The organism is Limnobacter sp. G6BE5S (assembly GCF_058448965.1).
Genome location: NZ_JBZFLM010000005.1, coordinates 294,988 through 314,226, shown reverse-complemented (window position 1 = coordinate 314,226; position 19,239 = coordinate 294,988). Strand labels below are relative to the sequence as shown.

The 19,239-nt window shown below is 53.8% G+C and carries 20 protein-coding genes; 10 read left to right on the top strand and 10 right to left on the bottom strand.

The features are described 5' to 3' along the window. Positions 1-28 precede the first annotated feature (28 nt). Positions 29-514 (bottom strand): tRNA (adenosine(37)-N6)-threonylcarbamoyltransferase complex ATPase subunit type 1 TsaE, encoded by a 486-nt coding sequence (tsaE, locus tag ACVL1J_RS11190; protein WP_341236254.1) that lies wholly within the window; start codon positions 512-514, stop codon positions 29-31. Between tsaE and queG the strand changes: the two genes are divergently transcribed. Then, entirely contained in the window at positions 513-1,598 is a 1,086-nt protein-coding gene (gene queG, locus ACVL1J_RS11185) for a tRNA epoxyqueuosine(34) reductase QueG (protein WP_341236255.1), read from the top strand. The two genes, tsaE and queG, sit on opposite strands and share 2 nt — an antisense overlap. Here the strand turns inward: queG and purM are convergent. Continuing rightward, a complete protein-coding gene (gene purM / locus ACVL1J_RS11180) occupies positions 1,595-2,629 on the bottom strand; it encodes a phosphoribosylformylglycinamidine cyclo-ligase (RefSeq protein WP_341236256.1) in 1,035 nt (344 codons plus the stop codon). The two genes, queG and purM, sit on opposite strands and share 4 nt — an antisense overlap. Before the next feature lie 156 nt (positions 2,630-2,785). Here purM and ACVL1J_RS11175 point away from each other — a divergent pair, with 156 nt between their 5' ends. From ACVL1J_RS11175 to panD, 8 genes are all read left to right on the top strand, one after another. Next, positions 2,786-3,481, top strand: coding sequence for an HdaA/DnaA family protein (locus tag ACVL1J_RS11175; protein ID WP_159568313.1), 696 nt, complete (start codon positions 2,786-2,788; stop codon positions 3,479-3,481). After that, positions 3,462-4,127, top strand: a complete 666-nt coding sequence (locus ACVL1J_RS11170) for a histidinol-phosphatase (protein ID WP_159568312.1) — start codon at positions 3,462-3,464, stop codon at positions 4,125-4,127. Before ACVL1J_RS11175 ends, ACVL1J_RS11170 begins: the two co-directional genes overlap by 20 nt. Further along, positions 4,124-5,581 (top strand): polynucleotide adenylyltransferase PcnB, encoded by a 1,458-nt coding sequence (gene pcnB / locus ACVL1J_RS11165; protein WP_341236257.1) that lies wholly within the window; start codon positions 4,124-4,126, stop codon positions 5,579-5,581. The genes ACVL1J_RS11170 and pcnB overlap by 4 nt, the downstream gene beginning before the upstream one ends. A gap of 8 nt (positions 5,582-5,589) precedes the next feature. After that, a complete protein-coding gene (gene folK, locus ACVL1J_RS11160) occupies positions 5,590-6,069 on the top strand; it encodes a 2-amino-4-hydroxy-6-hydroxymethyldihydropteridine diphosphokinase (protein WP_341236258.1) in 480 nt (159 codons plus the stop codon). 75 nt (positions 6,070-6,144) lie between these two features. Continuing rightward, complete coding sequence (locus tag ACVL1J_RS11155; protein WP_159568309.1) at positions 6,145-6,786, top strand: deoxynucleoside kinase; 642 nt, start codon at positions 6,145-6,147, stop codon at positions 6,784-6,786. A gap of 33 nt (positions 6,787-6,819) precedes the next feature. Continuing rightward, entirely contained in the window at positions 6,820-7,650 is an 831-nt protein-coding gene (panB, locus tag ACVL1J_RS11150; RefSeq protein ID WP_159568308.1) for a 3-methyl-2-oxobutanoate hydroxymethyltransferase, read from the top strand. Positions 7,651-7,657: 7 nt separating this feature from the next. After that, complete coding sequence (panC, locus tag ACVL1J_RS11145; protein ID WP_341236259.1) at positions 7,658-8,509, top strand: pantoate--beta-alanine ligase; 852 nt, start codon at positions 7,658-7,660, stop codon at positions 8,507-8,509. After that, entirely contained in the window at positions 8,509-8,889 is a 381-nt protein-coding gene (gene panD, locus ACVL1J_RS11140) for an aspartate 1-decarboxylase (RefSeq protein WP_008251515.1), read from the top strand. The genes panC and panD overlap by 1 nt, the downstream gene beginning before the upstream one ends. A 15-nt stretch (positions 8,890-8,904) precedes the next feature. Here panD and ACVL1J_RS11135 read toward each other — a convergent pair whose 3' ends face one another. From ACVL1J_RS11135 to ACVL1J_RS11105, 7 genes are all read right to left on the bottom strand, one after another. Continuing rightward, positions 8,905-9,936, bottom strand: a complete 1,032-nt coding sequence (locus ACVL1J_RS11135) for an L-threonylcarbamoyladenylate synthase (protein ID WP_341236260.1) — start codon at positions 9,934-9,936, stop codon at positions 8,905-8,907. Next, positions 9,923-11,098 (bottom strand): 5-(carboxyamino)imidazole ribonucleotide synthase, encoded by a 1,176-nt coding sequence (locus tag ACVL1J_RS11130; RefSeq protein ID WP_159568305.1) that lies wholly within the window; start codon positions 11,096-11,098, stop codon positions 9,923-9,925. Before ACVL1J_RS11130 ends, ACVL1J_RS11135 begins: the two co-directional genes overlap by 14 nt. A gap of 16 nt (positions 11,099-11,114) precedes the next feature. Further along, positions 11,115-11,639, bottom strand: coding sequence for a 5-(carboxyamino)imidazole ribonucleotide mutase (gene purE / locus ACVL1J_RS11125; RefSeq protein WP_341236261.1), 525 nt, complete (start codon positions 11,637-11,639; stop codon positions 11,115-11,117). Positions 11,640-11,643: 4 nt separating this feature from the next. Continuing rightward, complete coding sequence (locus ACVL1J_RS11120) at positions 11,644-12,540, bottom strand: phosphoribosylaminoimidazolesuccinocarboxamide synthase (protein WP_341236262.1); 897 nt, start codon at positions 12,538-12,540, stop codon at positions 11,644-11,646. 85 nt (positions 12,541-12,625) lie between these two features. Further along, a complete protein-coding gene (gene fba, locus ACVL1J_RS11115; protein WP_159568302.1) occupies positions 12,626-13,690 on the bottom strand; it encodes a class II fructose-bisphosphate aldolase in 1,065 nt (354 codons plus the stop codon). Between the two features lie 39 nt (positions 13,691-13,729). Further along, positions 13,730-15,208 carry a pyruvate kinase gene (gene pyk, locus ACVL1J_RS11110; RefSeq protein WP_159568301.1) on the bottom strand — a complete coding sequence of 493 codons (1,479 nt, stop codon included), beginning with the start codon at positions 15,206-15,208 and terminating at the stop codon, positions 13,730-13,732. After that, positions 15,208-16,389 (bottom strand): phosphoglycerate kinase, encoded by a 1,182-nt coding sequence (locus tag ACVL1J_RS11105; RefSeq protein WP_159568300.1) that lies wholly within the window; start codon positions 16,387-16,389, stop codon positions 15,208-15,210. The genes pyk and ACVL1J_RS11105 overlap by 1 nt, the downstream gene beginning before the upstream one ends. Positions 16,390-16,490: 101 nt before the next feature. Between ACVL1J_RS11105 and ACVL1J_RS11100 the strand changes: the two genes are divergently transcribed. Beyond that, positions 16,491-17,033 (top strand): rhomboid family intramembrane serine protease, encoded by a 543-nt coding sequence (locus tag ACVL1J_RS11100; protein ID WP_341236263.1) that lies wholly within the window; start codon positions 16,491-16,493, stop codon positions 17,031-17,033. Here the strand turns inward: ACVL1J_RS11100 and ACVL1J_RS11095 are convergent. Then, positions 16,987-18,981 (bottom strand): S8 family peptidase, encoded by a 1,995-nt coding sequence (locus ACVL1J_RS11095; protein ID WP_341236264.1) that lies wholly within the window; start codon positions 18,979-18,981, stop codon positions 16,987-16,989. The two genes, ACVL1J_RS11100 and ACVL1J_RS11095, sit on opposite strands and share 47 nt — an antisense overlap. Positions 18,982-19,239 lie beyond the last annotated feature (258 nt).

Here is a 19,239-nt window from a genome sequence, read left to right as displayed (position 1 = left end):
TCAACAAGTCGCGACGCGAATTCATAGGCTATTGTTGTTCGTTCAGTTTTTCTACCAAATGCTGCCCATTGATCGACAGGGCCTTCACCTCGATGCGTCGTCCCGTTGTTTCCGGGCTCGCTTGCTGGTGATAACTCAATTGAATTTCAAGATCGGCTTGGGGAAGTAGACCACCTGCTTTCTCTGGCCATTCGACCAAACAAATGGCGTTTTCCTCAAAATAATCTCTAAATCCAGATTCTTCCCATTCATTCTGATCGAAGAATCGATAAAAATCAAAGTGATACACAGAATAATTCGAGAAATTGTAAGGTTCTACCAACGCATAGCTTGGGCTTTTCACCGCACCTTGCACACCCAAAGCCCGCAAAAAAGCCCGCACCAAAGCGGTTTTACCTGCGCCCAACGGGCCGGAAAGATAGACGCGAAGCGGTGCTTGTGCAAGTTTGGCCAGCTTTTCCCCTACACTGTGGGTTGCGGCGTCGTCGGGTAAATAGCGGGTAAAAGTTTTCATGCAGGCTCATCAAGAACAAGAGAACTGGGCATTGTTACAGCGTGTGGCCAAAAAGCAGGGCTTGGGCTGCATGGGTGTAAGCGACACCAATTTGCAGGCCTGTGAACCACACTTGCAAGCCTGGCTTAACCAAGGCATGCATGGCGAAATGGCCTACATGGAGCGCCACGGACTGAATCGCCTGAATGCAGACACCCTGTTTCCCGGTGCGATTCGAATCGTATCACTGCGCGTGCCCTACGTACCTGAAACAACGCTGAACCAACCCGATGCGGCGACATTCAGCGAAAAAACCCTGAGTGAGATTGAAGCACGGGACAAGCCCTATGTCAGTTTGTATGCCCGGGGGCGGGATTACCACAAAGTAATTCGCCAACAATTAAAACGATTCGCCGACGCAGTGAATGCGGAAGTACAAGGCTTCGGATTTCGTGTGGCTGTGGACAGTGCCCCCACAGCCGAAGTAGAAATTGCGCGCAAAGCAGGCTTGGGCTGGCGCGGCAAACACACCTTGTTGATTCACCCCGATGAAGGCTCGCTATTTTTTCTGGGCGAGGTGTTCACCAACATGCCCTTGCCCCTAAGCGGCGAATTTGGAAAAAACCACTGCGGCACCTGCAACAGCTGCATGACAGCCTGCCCCACCAACGCGATCGTGAAACCCTATCAGGTTGATGCCCGGCTTTGCATTTCTTACCTGACCATTGAACACGACAGCGAAATACCCCTTGAACTACGCCCGCTTGTTGGTACCCGAATATACGGTTGTGACGACTGCCAACTGGCCTGCCCGTGGAATAAATTTGCCAAACCGGCAGAGTACGCCGACTTCAATCCGCGAGAGGAATTCGATCAGCCTGACTGGTTTGAAATGATGCGGTGGACCGAAGCCGAGTTTTTAAAGCGAACCGAGGGCAGCGCCATTCGGCGAATCGGTTACAAACGGTTCAGGAGGAATTTGGCCGTGGCCGCGGGAAATAGCGTTGGCGTTGTCGGCATGCGTGAATCGCTGCTTGAAATGCGTTCAAGCGCCGATGCATTCCTGAAGGAACACATCGACTGGGCTTTGTCCCGTCTGGCTTAGCGTCTAACGATGGTGTGTGCTTCACCTTCCACACGCGGGCGGACAACACCCACCTGATAAACATTCTCGCCCGCAGCGCTCAACAAATCCATTGCAGCCTTGGCCTGCTCAGCTGGCAACACCACGACCATGCCAATGCCGCAGTTGAACACACGATTCATTTCATCAAACGGCACCTGGCCGTTTTCTTGTAGCCACTTGAACAATTCAGTTTCTGGCCAGGTACCGCGATCCAGCTCAGCCACCAGGTTGTCTGGCAACACACGTGGAATATTTTCAACCAGTCCACCGCCAGTGATGTGCGCCAGCGCGTGAACAGGCACTTTCTTGATCAACTCAAGCACAGGCTTTACGTACATGCGCGTGGGCGCCATGATGGCTTCACGCAAGGGCATGCCGTCGCACATCTGGTTCAAATCGGGCTGTGCACGTTCCAGGATTTTGCGCACCAAAGAAAAACCATTGGAGTGAATGCCATTGGAAGCCAGACCCAAAATAACATCGCCCGCTTTTACCTTGCTGGCATCCAGAATTTCAGACTTTTCAACAATACCCACAGCGAAACCCGCCAGATCGTATTCGCCATCGGGATACATGCCCGGCATTTCGGCTGTTTCACCACCAATCAGCGCACAACCGGCTTGTTCGCAACCGTAAGCAATACCACCCACTACGCTGGCTGCTGTTTTTACATCAAGCTTTCCACAGGCAAAGTAGTCAAGAAAGTAAAGGGGCTCAGCGCCTTGAACCAAGATGTCGTTGGCGCTCATGGCCACCAAATCAATGCCCACGGTGTTGTGAATATTCCATTCAAAAGCCAGGCGCAATTTGGTGCCCACACCATCGGTACCGGAAACCAGCACTGGCTCCTTGTAACCTTTGGGCACCTCGAACATGGCACCAAAACCGCCAATACCAGCCAATACGCCAGGGCGCATGGTGCGTTTGGCCAAGGGCTTGATTGCATCAACCAGATCATCACCGGCTTGCATGTCGACGCCGGCGTCTTTGTAGGTCAAGGGAGAATTCATTGAAATTCGGTCCGAAAAATTGTGGAGCTGGGTTGCTTGCTTCAGGTTTGTGGCCACAAGCGCGAGTGGGTGTATTTTAACCGAGACAAGGCGTAAAAAGTGCTATTCAAGGGTATTATTGGGAGCTGCTCGATTCCCCCCGCTTTGGCAATGCCCATGCAACAGTTGCTTCTCGATGTGTTCACGCCACCCAGGCCCACTCTGTCCAATTTTCTGATCGGACAAAATGGACAGCTTGTGCACGAATTGCGAGAACTGATTAATTTGAAAGGGACAAGTCCGTTTATTTATATTTACGGACCGTCCGGTTGCGGAAAAAGCCATCTGCTGCGGGGCGTGGCAAGCCAGTTGGGCGTGAATGTATTTGCGGGCAGCAATCGCTTTGTTTTTCGGCCCGACGAGCAGGCACTGATCATTGACAACATTGACCGACTAACGCCCTATTCACAGGTGCAGTTGTTCAATGCTTTCAATTCAAGCATGGCAGAGCGCAAACCCGGTAAAATCGTGTTGGCGGGTGAGCACCCCACAACAGAGTTAAAGCTGCGCGACGATTTGCGCACACGCATTGAGGCAGGCTTGTGCCTGCGTGTGCAACCATTGAGCGACCAGGAAAAACACGAAGCACTGCAAGCCATGGCAAGATCACGGGGCCTGCAACTTAGCGAAGAAGTGATTGAGTACGCGCTGCGCTATTTTCAGCGCGACATGGGTTCGCTGATGGCGGTAATGGACGGACTGGATCGCTTTTCCCTTGAACAACAAAAACCAGTCAGCGTGAATTTGCTGCGCCACTGGATGAAACGACGAGAAAGTCTGGTAATTCGAGAATATGAAACTCGCACTGTTTGACCTGGACAACACCCTGTTGCCCATTGACTCTGACCACGGATGGTCGCAATTTCTCATCAACAAAGGTGTACTGGATCGTGCCGATTTTGAGGCGCGTAACAATCAGTTTTTTGCGGATTACAAGGCGGGTACGCTGAACATCGACGAGTTTCTCGACTTTCAATTGCGCCCGCTACGCGACAACAAGCGCACACAACTGGCTGTTTGGCACAATGAATTCATGGCCGAAGTGATTCGACCCAATATGAAAGCCAGTGCCATTGAGTTGGTCAAGCGGCATCAAGCCGAGAACGCAGTGTGTGTCATCATTACTGCTACCAACAGCTTTATTACCCAACCCATTGCACAGGCATTCGGCATTGAAGCCTTGATTGCCACCGAACCTGAGCTGGTAAACGGAGAATACACTGGCAAAGTGGCTGGCTTGCCGAGCTTTCGGGAGGGCAAGGTAACACGCCTGAACGACTGGCTGGCGGAAAAAAACTGGACCATGGACAGCTTCGAGAGCAGCCACTTTTACAGTGACTCGATCAACGATCTGCCCCTTCTGGAATGCGTTTCCCACCCTGTGGCTGCAAACCCCGACAACAAACTGGCTGAAATTGCACAAGCTCGCGGCTGGCCTGTACTTGAGTTGTTTAAATGATAAAGAAACTTTTTAAACGAATGTTTTCCAAGCCTGCGACCCTGGGGCGAGAAGCTCCCAAACCTGCGGCGCATCTCAATATGGGTGAGTCGCGAAAAGTCAAAGCCAGCTATGGCGTGCACAAACCCAAGGTATGGGGTGTGGCCGAACACAAAATTGATCGCCGCCTGGTTAGCCACAATGCAATTCGCGTGTGCGAAACCTTGCAAAGCAAAGGCTACAAAGCATTTGTTGTTGGCGGCGCTGTTCGCGACTTGCTACTGGGCATGAGCCCGAAAGACTTCGACGTGGCCACCGATGCAAGCCCCGAACAAACCCAACGACTGTTTCGCCGTGCGCGGGTAATTGGGCGCAGATTTCAGATCGTGCACGTCATGTTCGGCCCGGAAACCATCGAAACCTCGACCTTTCGGGCATTGGCCAGTGCCAGCAACGAGAAAGATGAACATGGCAGAGTGCTGCGCGACAATGAGTTCGGTCGACAAGATGAAGACGCATCGCGCCGCGACTTCACAGTGAACGCCATGTATTACGACCCCAGCACTGAAACGGTGTGGGACTACCACCATGGCATGGAAGACCTGCGAGCCCGGGTTCTGCGCATGATTGGCGAGCCCAGCCTGCGCTATCGCGAAGACCCGGTGCGCATGCTTCGCGTGGTGCGATTTGCCGCCAAACTGAATTTTTCAATTGAACCAGCCACCTACGCGCCCATCGCGGAACTGGCGGATCTGTTGCGCAACGTGCCAGCTTCCCGATTGTTTGATGAAATGCTGAAGCTGCTGATGAGCGGTTCAGCCATGGCTTGCCTGAAAGGCTTGCGAGAAGCTGGCTTGCACCACGGTGTATTTCCGCTGCTCGATGCCATTCTGGAACATGAACGGGGCGAGCCCTTCTTGACCGAAGCCCTTGCACGCACCGACAAGCGAGTGAAGGAAGGCAAACCACTGAGCCCCGGCTTCCTGTTCGCCTGCCTGCTGTGGCATTTGGTGCTTGAAAACTGGGAAGAAAAACTTGAACAAGGCGAACTAAAATTCCCTGCCCTGTTTGCAGCGATGGATGATGTATTGGCCGAGCAAGCCGATCGCACCGCTATTCCGCGTCGCCTGACAGGCGATATGCGTGAAATTTGGGCATTTCAACCCCGTTTCGAAAAACGTGCAGGCAAAGCGCCATTCCGCATGCTTGAACAACAAAAATTCCGGGCATCGCTTGATTTTTACGAATTGCGCGCCATGGTTGGTGATGTAGATGCCGACACTGAACTTGCGCAATGGTGGCGCGAGTTCAGCGATGGCGATGTGAACAATCGCCAGAATATGCTGGATGCGCTGCGTGGCACCCCGGCGGGTACTGATGGGGCTGCCAAGAAAAAACGCCGCCGCAGAAAACCCAAGCCGGGTACCGGCGCAGCCAATGCAGGCGAAACCGGACAAGGACAGCAAGGGGAGTGAGCGACCCCATGAACACAACACCAAGCTATTTGGGCTTGGGGGGCAACCTGGGGCACCCCATGGCCCTGTTTGACGAGGTGGTCGATCATTTTCGTGCCCACCCGCTGGTGAACGCGGTCAAAGAGTCATCCAGGTTTGAAAGTGTGCCTGTCGATGCAAGTGGCCCAAACTATGTGAACTCCGTGCTGGAAATTCAATGGCTGGGCAGTGCCGAGCAACTGCTGCAATCGTGCATGGCACTTGAATCGAAGTTGGGGCGAGTTCGTACTACTCGCAATGCCCCCCGCCCTATTGATGTGGATGTGCTCTTGGTAGGCCATCAAACCGTTAATACATCACAATTAACGGTGCCGCATCCCCGCATGCACCTTCGACGCTTTGTACTGGAACCGCTGTTGCAGTTGAATCCCGACGTTCTTATCCCCGGCCTGGGCCCAGCCAAACACTACTTGCCCGCCACGCTGGACCAGATCGTCACGGTAATTTGAAGTTTTTTTCCAATACCTGCTTCACCCCTGCGCTACACTGAGGCCGCGCGTAAGCCACCCACCGGAGACTAAAACTTGTTGTCAGAAAAGTATCGCCATATCGTAATTGAAGGGCCCATTGGCGTGGGTAAAACCTCGCTGGCCCGACTGATTGCCCAGCGATTCCAGGCCGAGCTATTGCTTGAAAAGCCCGAAGACAATCCTTTCCTGGAGAAGTTCTATCAGGAGCCCGCGCGTTACGCACTGCCCACTCAATTGTTTTTCCTTTTCCAGCGTATTGGTCAGCTGCGGGACTTAACCCAGCGAGACTTTTTTGAGAACATGGTGATAAGCGACTTTTTACTGGAAAAAGACCGCATGTTTGCCAGCCTCACGCTGGACGAAGAAGAACTGAAGCTGTATCAGCAAATTTACCAACACCAAAGCCCACAGACCAGCGTGCCTGATTTGGTGATTTATCTGCAAGCCTCGCCACAAGCACTCATTGAACGAGTACAAAAGCGTGCCACGCCCTACGAGGCCAATATCACCGAAGCGTATTTGTCCCAGTTGAGCGATGCATACAGCCGGTTTTTTTACCACTACGACGATGCCCCATTGTTGATTGTGAACACTGAACATTTGAACCCGGTTGACCATTCCGAAGACTTTGATTTGCTGTTAAACCAGATCGAAGGCATGAAAGGTCGCCGCGAGTTTTTCAATTGGTCTGAGTAAAAAAGCACCACACCAAACACGAGAGCAAAAACCATGAGCGCACAACCCCAAGCCGCCACAAACCAAGCACGCAAGGCCGTTACCCTGCCTGCGCTGCTTGAGATGAAGAAGAATCAGGAAAAAATTGCCATGCTGACCTGTTACGACGCCTGCTTTGCCAGCGTGCTCGATGCCAGTGGCGTGGATATTTTGCTGATTGGCGACTCCTTGGGCATGGTGTTGGCCGGTATGCCGAGCACGCTGCCAGTAACCATGGACATGATGGAATACCACACCCGTTGCGTGGCTGCCGGCAACAAAAATGCATTTGTAGTGGCAGACATGCCTTTTGGAAGCTATCAGGAAAGCCCTGAACAGGCCTACCGCAATGCGGCCCGCCTGATGGCAGCAGGCGCGAACATGGTGAAACTGGAAGGCACCGCCTGGCTGGCCCCGACAGTGGAGTACCTGACCACACGCGACATTCCCGTGTGTGCCCACTTGGGTTTGACCCCACAATCCGTAAGTGCATTGGGGGGGTATCGCGTGCAGGGCCGCGACGCAAAAGCTGCAAAAATACTGAAAACCAATGCCAAAGCCATGCAGGAAGCGGGTGCCCAAATGGTGCTGTTCGAACTGATCCCAGGCAAGCTGGCCGCCGACATTTCCAAAACCCTGACTGTACCCACGATTGGCATTGGTGCCGGGGTTGATTGTGACGGACAAGTTTTGGTGCTACACGACATGTTGAATGTATTTCCGGGTAAAAAACCAAAGTTTGTGCGCAATTTCATGGATAATCAGCCCTCGATTCAAGCTGCCGTGCAGGCCTATGTGTCTGCTGTGAAAGAGAAAACTTTCCCCACGGCAGATCACACATTCTGAGTATTCGATGAGACAGATATCTTCCATTTCCGAACTGCGTGACCAGTTGCGCGGCCAGAACCGGGTGGCTTTTGTGCCCACCATGGGCAATTTGCACGAGGGCCACATGTCCTTGATGCGCATTGCCGCCAAACACGGCGACCCCGTGGTGGCCAGTGTGTTTGTGAACCGCCTGCAGTTTGGTCCGAATGAAGATTTCGACAAATACCCGCGCACCATGCAAGATGATGCGGAAAAACTCGAGAAAGAGCAGGTGTATGTGATGTTTGCACCCACCGAGCGCGACCTGTACCCCGAGCCACAGGATTACCGTGTGAAGCCACCCGATGACTTGGGCGGCACGCTGGAAGGCGAATTTCGCCCCGGTTTTTTTGAAGGTGTTAGCACCGTAGTCACCAAGCTATTCAATTGCGTGCAGCCAAAAGTGGCCGTATTTGGCAAAAAAGACTACCAACAGCTGATGATTATTCGACGCTTGGTGGCCCAACTGGCCATGCCCATCGAAATTATCGCTGCACCGACCATTCGGGACCCTGACGGGCTGGCCATGTCGTCCCGCAACCGTTACCTGAACGAGCAAGACCGCGCCGAAGCGCCGTTTTTGTATCAACTTTTGAATGATCTCTCGAATCAGGTAAAATCGGGTCGCCCGAATTTGGACCAGTTGGTACAATTGGAGCGCAAATGCGCCGACACACTGGCAAGCCGTGGCTGGAAGCCCGATTATTTTGAGGCACGCAGGCAAGCAGACCTGCAGCGCCCCACCGATGAAAACCTGTCCGATCAAACGCCGCTGGTCATTTTGGCAGCGGCCAAGCTGGGTCAAACCCGTCTGATCGACAATCTGGAGATTGCGTAATGCACCGTGAAATGTTGCTCGGTAAAATTCACCGGGCCAAAGTGACCCACTGCGAACTTCATTATGAAGGCTCATGTGCGATTGACGAGAATCTCTTGGAGGCCTCCGGCATCATTGAGTTCCAGCGCATTGACATTTATGTAATCGACAATGGTGAACGCTTCTCAACGTACGCCATCAAGGGCGAACGTGGAAGCGGAATGATTTCGCTGAACGGGGCTGCAGCCCGCCGCGCGCAGAAAGGCGACTTGGTGATTATTGCAGCCTACGGCACCCTGGATGATCAGGAATGCAAAACATTCCAGCCCAAGCTGGTATTTGTGGATGACAACAATGTGATCGCCGAGCAGCGCGGGCACATTCCAACACAGCAAATGTAATCCCCTTGGGGCGATTCAAGCGGAAGCGCGTTTCAACCGGTCGTTGACCGCTTCCCACTCTGCAGACTCTTCTGGTTTCTCAAACAACACTTGTTTGCAGGCCAATTCGTCGGCCTGCCGCAAAGTGGCATACAGTGCCTTGGCGACTTCCGATGGGTTGTAGCTCAAGGCTTCGACCACGACTTTTCCGTGCTTTTCTCGCAATGCATCGGCCTGCGCCAGAAAGGCATCGCTCCAACCCACGCACAATGTTTTTTGCTGCACGGGTACAACAAACAGTTCGTTCGCGTTCAATACCCACACTTTGGCATCCGGGCTGTAGTGCTTTTCAAGCGCTCCGGAAACCCGGGGATTGGCATTCGGTGTTTTTGACACCTGACCATGGGTTTTTACAACAACTCCCAATACGCCCTCAATTTGGGCGGCGGTGATTGCTCCAGGTCTCAAAATCGCCGGTTGATCGTTCAACAGCGAAACAATGGTAGATTCAATGCCCACTTCGGGCACATCGCCATCAAGAATAAGCGGAATTCGATCACCCAGTTCAGCCAGCACATGGCTTGCACGTGTGGGGCTGACTTTGCCAAACCGATTGGCCGAGGGCGCAGCCACCGGTACACCGGTGGCTTTTAACAATTCAATGGCAACCGGGTGTGACGGACAACGAATACCCACGGAACTTTGTCCACCAGTGACCTGCAAGGGCATGCGCGCACCTTTGGGCACAACCAGTGTGAGTGGGCCAGGCCAAAAGGCATCCATCAGCTTTTGCATAGTGGGGGTGACTTCAGCCACCCAGCCGGTCAAATTGGCGCCGGGGGCCACATGCGCAATCAATGGGTGTTCTGATGGGCGGCCCTTGGCTTTGAAAATGCCTTCGATCGCTACCAATTGAGTAACGGCTGCACCCAGGCCAAACACGGTTTCTGTGGGGAAAGCCACCAACAGGCCTTGTTTCAGGGCCTGCGCACAACGCTGAATGTGGGAATCACTGGCGACCAACAATTCAGCATGCACATGGGGCACACCAGAATCAGTCGTCGTCATCGCCAATGCCCAGAATGTCACGCACCTCTTGGGCAACCGCCAGGGCACGGTCAAGGGTTTCTGCAATCACCGTGATGTGGCCCATCTTGCGCCCTACCCTGGCCTGTTCTTTGCCGTACAGGTGTAGCTTCACCTCGGGAATGGCCAGCACTTTTTCCCAAGCGGGTTCACGCACGCTGCCATCTTCGCCATACCAAAGGTCACCCAGCAGGTTTACCATGACCGCAGGGCTGTGCTGGCGCGTGTCGCCCAAGGGCAAACCTGCAAGCACACGAGCCTGCTGCTCGAACTGGCAGGTTACGCAAGCGTCAATGGAGTAATGCCCGCTGTTGTGTGGGCGCGGGGCAATTTCATTGACCACCAAACCCAACTCGTCAACCACAAAAAACTCAACGCACAACACACCCACATAATCGAGCGCGCCAGCAATTGAAATGGCGTTGGCGCGGGCCTGGGCCGCCATGGCGTCGTCAATGCGGGCTGGCACAATGGTTGTGGCCAAAATGCCTTTGCGGTGGTGGTTTTCAGCCACAGGGAATGTGGCGCATTCGCCTTTGTGATCACGCGCCACAATGACCGACATTTCCTTTTGCAAGGTCAATCGCTTTTCAAGCACGCATTCCACTTCATTGAGATCAGCAAACGCCTTGCGTACTTCTTCCAGCGTTTTCACGCGGACTTGTCCCTTGCCGTCATAGCCCAAACGAGCTGTTTTCACGATGCCAGGCAGCAAGCCTGAAAGGTCATCAGTGATGTCGGCCATGCTGCGAATGGCTGCATGGGGTGCCACGGGCACTCCGCAACCCATGATGTACGCTTTTTCTTCAATGCGGTTTTGTGCCACACCCACCGAAAAAGCCGATGGGCTGACCGGAATGCTTTTGGACAGGGTATCGAGCGCCAAAGCAGGTACATTTTCGAATTCCGTGGTGACCCCGATGCAACGCTGCGCAAGTTTGGCCAAACCTTGGTCGTCCATGTAATCGGCCAGCACCTGGTCGTCGGCAACAGAGCCCGCAGGGCCGTTGGCCACGGGGTCGAGCACCAGCACCCGGTAACCCATACTTTGAGCCGCCATGCAGAACATGCGGCCCAATTGGCCGCCGCCCAACAGGCCTAGCCATTGGCCAGGTTTGGCTGTTTTGAATTCGATCTTGCTCATGTGTTTGGCTTAAAAATTAACGCAACGGGGGCAATTCCATTTCACGGGCCACATTGGACTGGCTCACGCGAAAATCCTGCAATTTCTGGTTCAGTTCAGAGTCGGTCAAGGCCAAAATGGCCACTGCACCCAGGGCGGCATTGGCTGCACCGGCTTCGCCGATGGCAAAGGTGTGCACCGGAATGCCCTTGGGCATTTGCACAATAGACAACAGCGAGTCTTCACCACGCAAATACTTGGACGGCACAGGCACACCCATCACTGGCACGATGGTTTTGGCTGCAAGCATGCCAGGCAAGTGGGCTGCACCGCCTGCACCGGCAATAATCACCTGAATGCCGCGGGTGGCGGCTGTTTCTGCATAAGCAAACATTTCGTCAGGCATGCGGTGGGCTGACACCACGCGGGCCTCGTAGTCCACGCCAAAGTCGCGCAGCACTTGCACGGCGTTTTTCATGACTTCCCAATCGGAAGACGAACCCATGACCACGCCCACTTTGGGATGGTCGGAAGTGTGCAGGTGTGGAATGCTTTCAATCATGTGCTTATCCAATCCAAAGGCGACCAGTCAAAATTTCATAGGCTTGACGGTATTTGGCCGCTGTTTTGTCGATGATGTCTTGTGGCAGTGTAGGCGCTGGTGCCTTTTTGTTCCAGCCCGGTACGCTTTCCAGGTAGTCGCGAACAAACTGCTTGTCATAAGAAGGTGGGGAAATACCCACTTGGTATTGATCGGCTGGCCAAAAACGAGAGGAATCTGCGGTGAGCACTTCGTCCATCAAGGTCAGGGCGCCGTTTTCATCCAGCCCAAATTCAAACTTGGTGTCGGCAATGATAATGCCCTGGCGGGCTGCGTAGTCGCTGGCCTTGGTGTACAAGGCAATGGATACATCGCGGATTTGCTTGGCAAGATCACGACCCACCACATCGCTCATGGTGTCGAAATCAATGTTTTCGTCGTGTTCACCCATGGCGGCTTTGGTGGCCGGTGTAAAAATGGGTTCATCCAGCTTGGCTGCCATTTGCATGCCAGAGGGCAATTTAATGCCGCACACTGCACCTGTGGCCTGATAGTCTTTCCAGCCTGAACCAATCAGATAACCACGCACCACTGCTTCGATGGGCAGGGCCTTCAGCTTCTTGACCACCATCGAGCGGCCTTTGATTTGTGGCGCTTCTTCAGCGGACACCACCGTTTCAGGGGAAATACCAGTGAGGTGATTCGGTACCACATCGGCCAGAATATCGAACCAGAACTGGGCCATCTGAGTCAGCACCATGCCTTTCTCGGGTATGGGTTGATCCAGAATGACGTCGAATGCAGACAGGCGGTCGCTGGCCACAATCAACATTTTGTCGTCGCCAACAGAAAAATTCTCCCGAACTTTGCCACGGTGCAGCAAAGGCAGGGAAGTCAGCTTGGTTTCAAACACAGTACTCATTCAAATGGCCTCTAGGGATTCAGGCTTTAAAAATAAAACACGCGGGGCACAGCCCGCGTGAGCTTCCAAACGGGTTGGCAATCGATTACTGAACGATTTGGGCCAGTTCACCCTTGGCATATTTCTGGGCAATTTCGCTCATGGGGATCGGCTTGATTTTCGCACCCTGCCCCTCACAGCCAAACTCCATGTAACGCTGTTTGCAAATCTGCTTGGCCGCTTCACGCGCGGGCTTGAGCCACTCGCGAGCATCAAACTTGTCGGGGTTTTCAAACAAAAATTTGCGCACAGCACCTGTCATGGCCAGGCGAATATCCGTGTCGATGTTGATTTTACGCACACCATACTTGATGGCTTCCTGAATTTCCTCTACGGGTACGCCGTAGGTTTCTTTCATTTTGCCGCCATACTGGTTGATGATCGCCAACAGCTCCGCGGGCACAGAGGACGAACCGTGCATAACCAAATGGGTATTTGGAATGCGCGCGTGAATTTCTTTCACGCGTGAAATAGCCAAAATGTCGCCAGTGGGTTTGCGGCTGAACTTGTATGCGCCGTGGCTGGTGCCAATGGCAATGGCCAAGGCGTCCAGCTGTGTGCCTTTCACAAATACGGCTGCCTCTTCGGGGTCAGTCAACATTTGGCTGTGGTCCAATTTCACATCGGCGCCAATGCCGTCTTCTTCACCTGCCTCGCCAGTTTCAAGGTTGCCCAGGCAACCCAGTTCGCCTTCTACGGTTACGCCAACCTTGTGGGCCATCTCGACTACTTTGCGAGTCACCTCAAGGTTGTAGTCGAAGGACGCGGGCGTTTTACCGTCGTCCATCAGGGAACCGTCCATCATCACCGAGCCAAAGCCAAGGTCGATTGCGCCTTGGCACACTTTGGGGCTGGTGCCGTGGTCTTGGTGCATCACCAGGGGAATGTGCGGGAATGCTTCAACCGCGGCTTGAATCAGGTGTTTGATAAATGGTTCGCCTGCGTACTTGCGGGCACCGGCGCTGGCCTGAAGAATTACGGGTGCGCCCACTTCATCAGCAGCGGCCATCACGGCTTGAACCTGTTCCAGGTTGTTCACGTTGAACGCAGGGATGCCATAGCCATTTTCAGCGGCATGGTCCAGCAATTGGCGCATGGATACGAGAGGCATTTCAAAGTCTCCGAAAAATAAAATTAGTCAAATAAGTGGTTAATTCAGTAAGCCAATGTGTTCGCCCACGCGAACAATTTTCATGGTGTTGGTTCCACCCGATTTACCAATTGGCTCACCAATGGTGATCACAATCAGATCACCCAACTCAACCACTTTGGCGTCTAGCAAAGCCTGTTCTGATTTCGCCAGCAACACTTCACGGTCCTCAGTTTCGTACTGCATCATGACAGTGCGCACATCGCGGTACATGGACAGGCGACGGCGGGTTTTTTCCTCTGGTGTGAGTGCAAAAATTGGCACGCCACTGTTCAAACGCGACATCCACAATGCTGTTGACCCTGACTGGGTCAACGCAGCAATTGCTTTCACCTCCAGGTGGTGCGCTGTGAACAAGGCCGCCATGGCAATCGATTGATCCACACGTTTGAACTTGCGGTTCAGAAAATCCGCATCCAGGCTAATGGTGGCTGATTTCTCAGCCTCGACACACACGCGAGCCATGGCCACAATTGTTTCTACCGGGAACTTGCCCGCTGCGGTTTCAGCAGACAACATGACCGCATCGGTACCATCAAGTACAGCATTGGCCACATCCGACACTTCAGCACGGGTAGGCACAGGGCTTTCTATCATGCTCTCCATCATTTGTGTTGCCGTGATAGTCAGTTTATTGGCCTCGCGAGCGGCGCGGATAAGGCGCTTTTGCGCGGCTGGTACCGCTGCATCGCCAATTTCAACTGCCAAATCACCACGGGCTACCATCAAGCCGTCGCAAGAACGAATCAGATCATCGAGGTTCTCAAGCGCCTCACAGCGCTCAATTTTTGCGATCATCATGGCATGTCCACCAGCCGCGCGCGTCAATTCACGGGCCATGTACATGTCGGCACCACTTTTCGGAAAACTGACGGCAATGTAGTCCGCCTCGAAAGACACCGCAGTGCGAATGTCTTCCATGTCTTTTGAAGTTAGCGCGGGAGCAGACAAACCACCGCCCAGCTTGTTAATGCCTTTGCGGTTTTTAAGCACTCCACCCACTTCCGTTTCGCAGAGGATCTGGGTGGGCGTGACCTTCTTGACCTTCAGCACGATTTTGCCATCGTCTAGCAGCAGTGTGTCGCCAGCTTTTACGTCATTCACCAACTCGGGATAATCCAGGCCCACGCGCTCATCATTTCCGGAATCACATTTGGCTTCGAGCACGAAGGGTTGACCATTGACCAAGGTGGCTGACCCATTGGCAAACACACCAATGCGAATTTTTGGGCCTTGCAAGTCGGCCATCACAGCGATGTCCCGCTTCAAGCGGGCCGCGATTTCACGCACGGTTTTAACCCGGTCAATGTGCTCTTGGGCAGTGCCATGCGAGAAATTGACTCGCACCACATTCATGCCGGCAGCAATCATTCGCTCAAGTACAGCGGGGTCGGTGGATGCAGGCCCCAAAGTAGCCACGATTTTGGTTTGACGGGGTACATACACGTTAGGCACTAATTTGCTCCCTGAGTTAGCCATCAAGCCGCTCTCTGTTGAAGAATTTCCACGGCCGGTAAAGTTTTACCTTCCAGAAATTCAAGGAATGCGCCACCACCGGTGGAAATATAACTGACCTGATCACCAATGTTGTACTTGGAAATGGCGGCCAGTGTATCGCCACCGCCCGCAATTGAAAATGCATTTGATTTTGCAATTGCCATGGCCAAGCGCTCTGTACCTTTGCCAAATTGATCAAACTCGAACACACCCACAGGGCCGTTCCATACAATGGTGCCTGCTTTGTCAAGAATGGCGGCCAGTTCCTCGGCTGTGTTGGGGCCAATGTCGAAGATCATGTCATCGGCTGCCACATCGCCCACTTTCTTGGTGGTAGCGTAGGCTGTTGGAGAGAACTCTTTGCCCACCACCACATCGGTAGGAATGGGCACAGCGGCACCCCGGGCTTTCATGTTGTCGATGATGGTTTTCGCCTCACTCACCAAATCATGCTCCGCCAGTGATTTGCCAATGGGCAAACCCAAAGCAGCCATGAACGTGTTGGCAATGCCGCCGCCCACAATCAGCTGATCTACTTTGTTGGCCAGGCTGTTCAGAATTGTCAACTTGGTCGACACCTTTGAACCTGCCACAATGGCCACCATGGGGCGCTTGGGCGCAGAAAGTGCAGCCCCCAGTGCATCAAGCTCGGCAGCCAACAAGGGGCCTGCACAGGCCACAGGGGCGTATTGTGCTGCGCCATGTGTGGTGGCTTCCGCGCGGTGGGCGGTGCCAAAGGCATCATTCACGTAAATATCGCAAAGGGCTGCGATCTTCTGGGCCAGTTCGGCGTTGTTCTTCTTCTCGCCTTTGTTGAATCGGCAATTTTCGAGCAGCAACACTTCGCCCGCTTTCACGTCCACGCCATTGACCCAATCTTTGACCAATCGCACAGGGCGACCCAGCAACTCGCCCAGGCGGACAGCCACTTGGGCAAGGCTTAGCTTTTCATCGTACTCACCTTCGGTGGGGCGGCCAAAGTGGCTGGTCAACAACAAGGCTGCGTTGTTGTTCAGGCAGTATTCAATGCCGGGCAAGGACGCACGAATACGGGTGTCTTCCGTGATGTTGCCATTTGCATCCACTGGCACGTTAAAATCGACGCGGATCAACACGCGTTTGTTGGATACGTTTTGGTCGGTCAGGCGCAGGAAACGCAACATTGCTGTTCAACTCTCAAGGAAGGTTATTGGAAACAATCCGGAATTATAACGCCCCCAGCCCACTTTTCCTCAGTGTTGCATACTCCTTTGCGATTGGAATATTGGCAATTTCAGGACAACTTTTTGCACCTGACTTTGCGCAGCAAGGGCTTGATTTAATTGACTCATTCTTCATTTATGCATTGTTGGCGCAGTTTACGCACCTGGGCTGGGTACACCTGGGCTTGAACCTCGCCGGTTTGGCTATCGTCACATGGGGCTTTTCAAGCCTGCGCAGCCAGGGCGAATGGCTGTGGATGCAGCTTTTGTCCGTGGTGTGGGTTGCATTTTATTTGGCACAGGTCGAGCCGATCGATTGGTATTGCGGCTTAAGCGGTGCTTTGCATTTTCAATTCACCGCATGCCTGTTGCTTGCGCTGCACAGGAGCCCAAACACGCTTCGGCAAAGCTGGCCACTGTGGGTGCTTGGCGCGGGGCTGATGATCAAATTGATACTGGAGTGGAATTCAGGCCCCACCACCGATTCACTGGTGGGCGGGCCAATTGCGTTTGAGGCACACAGGGGCGGCGCCCTGGGGGGTACATTGCTCGGACTGTTTATGATTGGGCAATCGATTTGGATGAAGTCGAAGCAAGTGCCCTGAACACCCACATCAGCAGTGACATTAACAACAAACCGGGCAAGGTAGTGGCACCTCCGCCACCGCCACCGCCGTCACCTGCTGAAACCGACGAACTTGAGCCTGAACTGTTGTCAGTGGTGGGTGTTGTCGTGCCGCCCGAGCTGGCGCTGGCCACCGAGGAAGGCGAGCTGCCATCCTCCCCGCTGGCGACCACGCGCAGCGCTGTAAAGCTGCTGTGCGATTCACCAACCGAGTCAGTCACGGTAAGTTGAAAGACCAAATCAGAACTCGACGTTGCCGCGGGTAAATCAACATCGGCGGTCGTTTGCGTGCCGCTCATTAACTGCTCACCCGAAACCTGTGTCCATGCATAAGAAGCAATGCTGCGACCCGCAGTAACACTGCTTGCGGAACCACGCAAACGAACCGGATTCAAACCAGTGGCGCTTTCCTGATATCCACTGGTGCCCAGGCCATTGGCAGAGGCTGAGGCATTGGCCACGGGGCGTGTGCCCTTGGCTGAAGTGACCGCGCCAAAGGTATCCAACATTCCTGCTCCACACACTGCGGTGGTGCAATTGCAACTGCCTGAACCCTGATTGACTGTGCAGGTGCTGCTTCTAGGACTCAAGAAGCTTGCGGTGTTGGCCAGAATTTGACTGCGGATTTGGGCCGGAGTCAGTGCAGGGTTGATTGCACGCATCAGACCTGCCGTTGCCGCCACCAGGGGCGCGGCAAACGAAGTACCTGTTTTGCTCACCAAGCTGGCTGAAGTGGGTGTAGTGGTGCCTGAGTTACCCAAACCAACCAAACCGTTGCTGAAACCACCGGGGGCCATCAAGCTGATCGCAGAACCTATTGCACTGTAGCTGGCACGGCTGCCGTCGCGATCAAGGGCCCCAACTGACAACACATTGTTGCAATTGGCTGGGGAATCAACCGAACCGCCGCTGTTGCCCGCTGCGGCCACCACCAAGGTACCCGCTGCATTCACGCGGTCGACCACTGTTTGCTCAAATGAACTGCATGTGGTGGGACTACCCAAACTCAGGTTGATCACATCGGCAGGGTTGGGGTTACGGGGTATGCCGGGCACGTCCAGACCGGCTGACCACAGCATGGCATCCAGCACATCGGACAGCAAACCGCCGCACTTACCAAGCACACGAACCGGCAACACCTTCACGTTCCAGTCAGCGCCAGCCACATCCGAATCACTGTGGGTATTTGCCGCAATTTGGCCAGCAACGAAGGTGCCATGCCAACTCGAATTTTTTACACTACAACCCGAAAATGCAGATGTTTGGGTATCCGCACTGCTGACCCAATTACCAGGATCTGCCGCATTGGCATCACGACCATTGCCGTCATTGGCAGTGGGCACATCCGATACAAAATCGTAGCCGCTGAGCAGTCGACCCTTCAAATCCGGGGTTTCGAACACCACGCCGGTGTCCAACACGGCCACCACCACGTCGGCGCTGCCACGAACCACATCCCAGGCTTGATCAAATTTTGCGCCCGCTGTGTTAAAGGTAGAACGTAGTGCCCACTGATTCAAAAAGCTGGGATCGTTGGGTGTCGCGAAAGCCCTGACTGCGCGGTCTTCGATGACAAACTCAACTTCGGGGTCGCTGGCCAGGCGATTCAACATGGCTTGCTGATCACCTGCACGTACGCTGCTACCCCAACGCATCACATGCGTTCCCACCGAACCTGCACGTAACCAGCTTGCATCGATATTGTTTCTGGCCATCACATCGGCAAGGAACTCACCCTCCCTTTCCAATCGGCGCACGGAAGGTGTGCTGCTTAACTCAACCGAGTTCTTCAATTTGATGATGAACTGCCCTGCACCGCCCTGAGCATGGGCCGGCGCGGCCAGAAGAATCCAGAGCATCAGCAAAACGGTAGTCACCAGCACACGCAGTGGCGTCAATTTTTGCTTCTTGGAACGGAAGGTCAGCATGGCAGTACTCGCTTATCACAATGGGTTCAGGTTACCCAGCGAGGTGCACAATCAATTTATTGAAAAGAAAGCAGAACGGAGCCTACTTCTCAGCCACCTCGCCAAGACCCGACGAATACCGCTTTAACGGCATAAAACAAGGCTTTGCGCATAACCAATAGGGGTAGGGACACCCACAAAAGGGAGGGGGGGTCTGAGGAATTCGGTGACATAAAAAAACCGGGCTCGAGGCCCGGTTTTTTTGCATGAAGCGCGTAT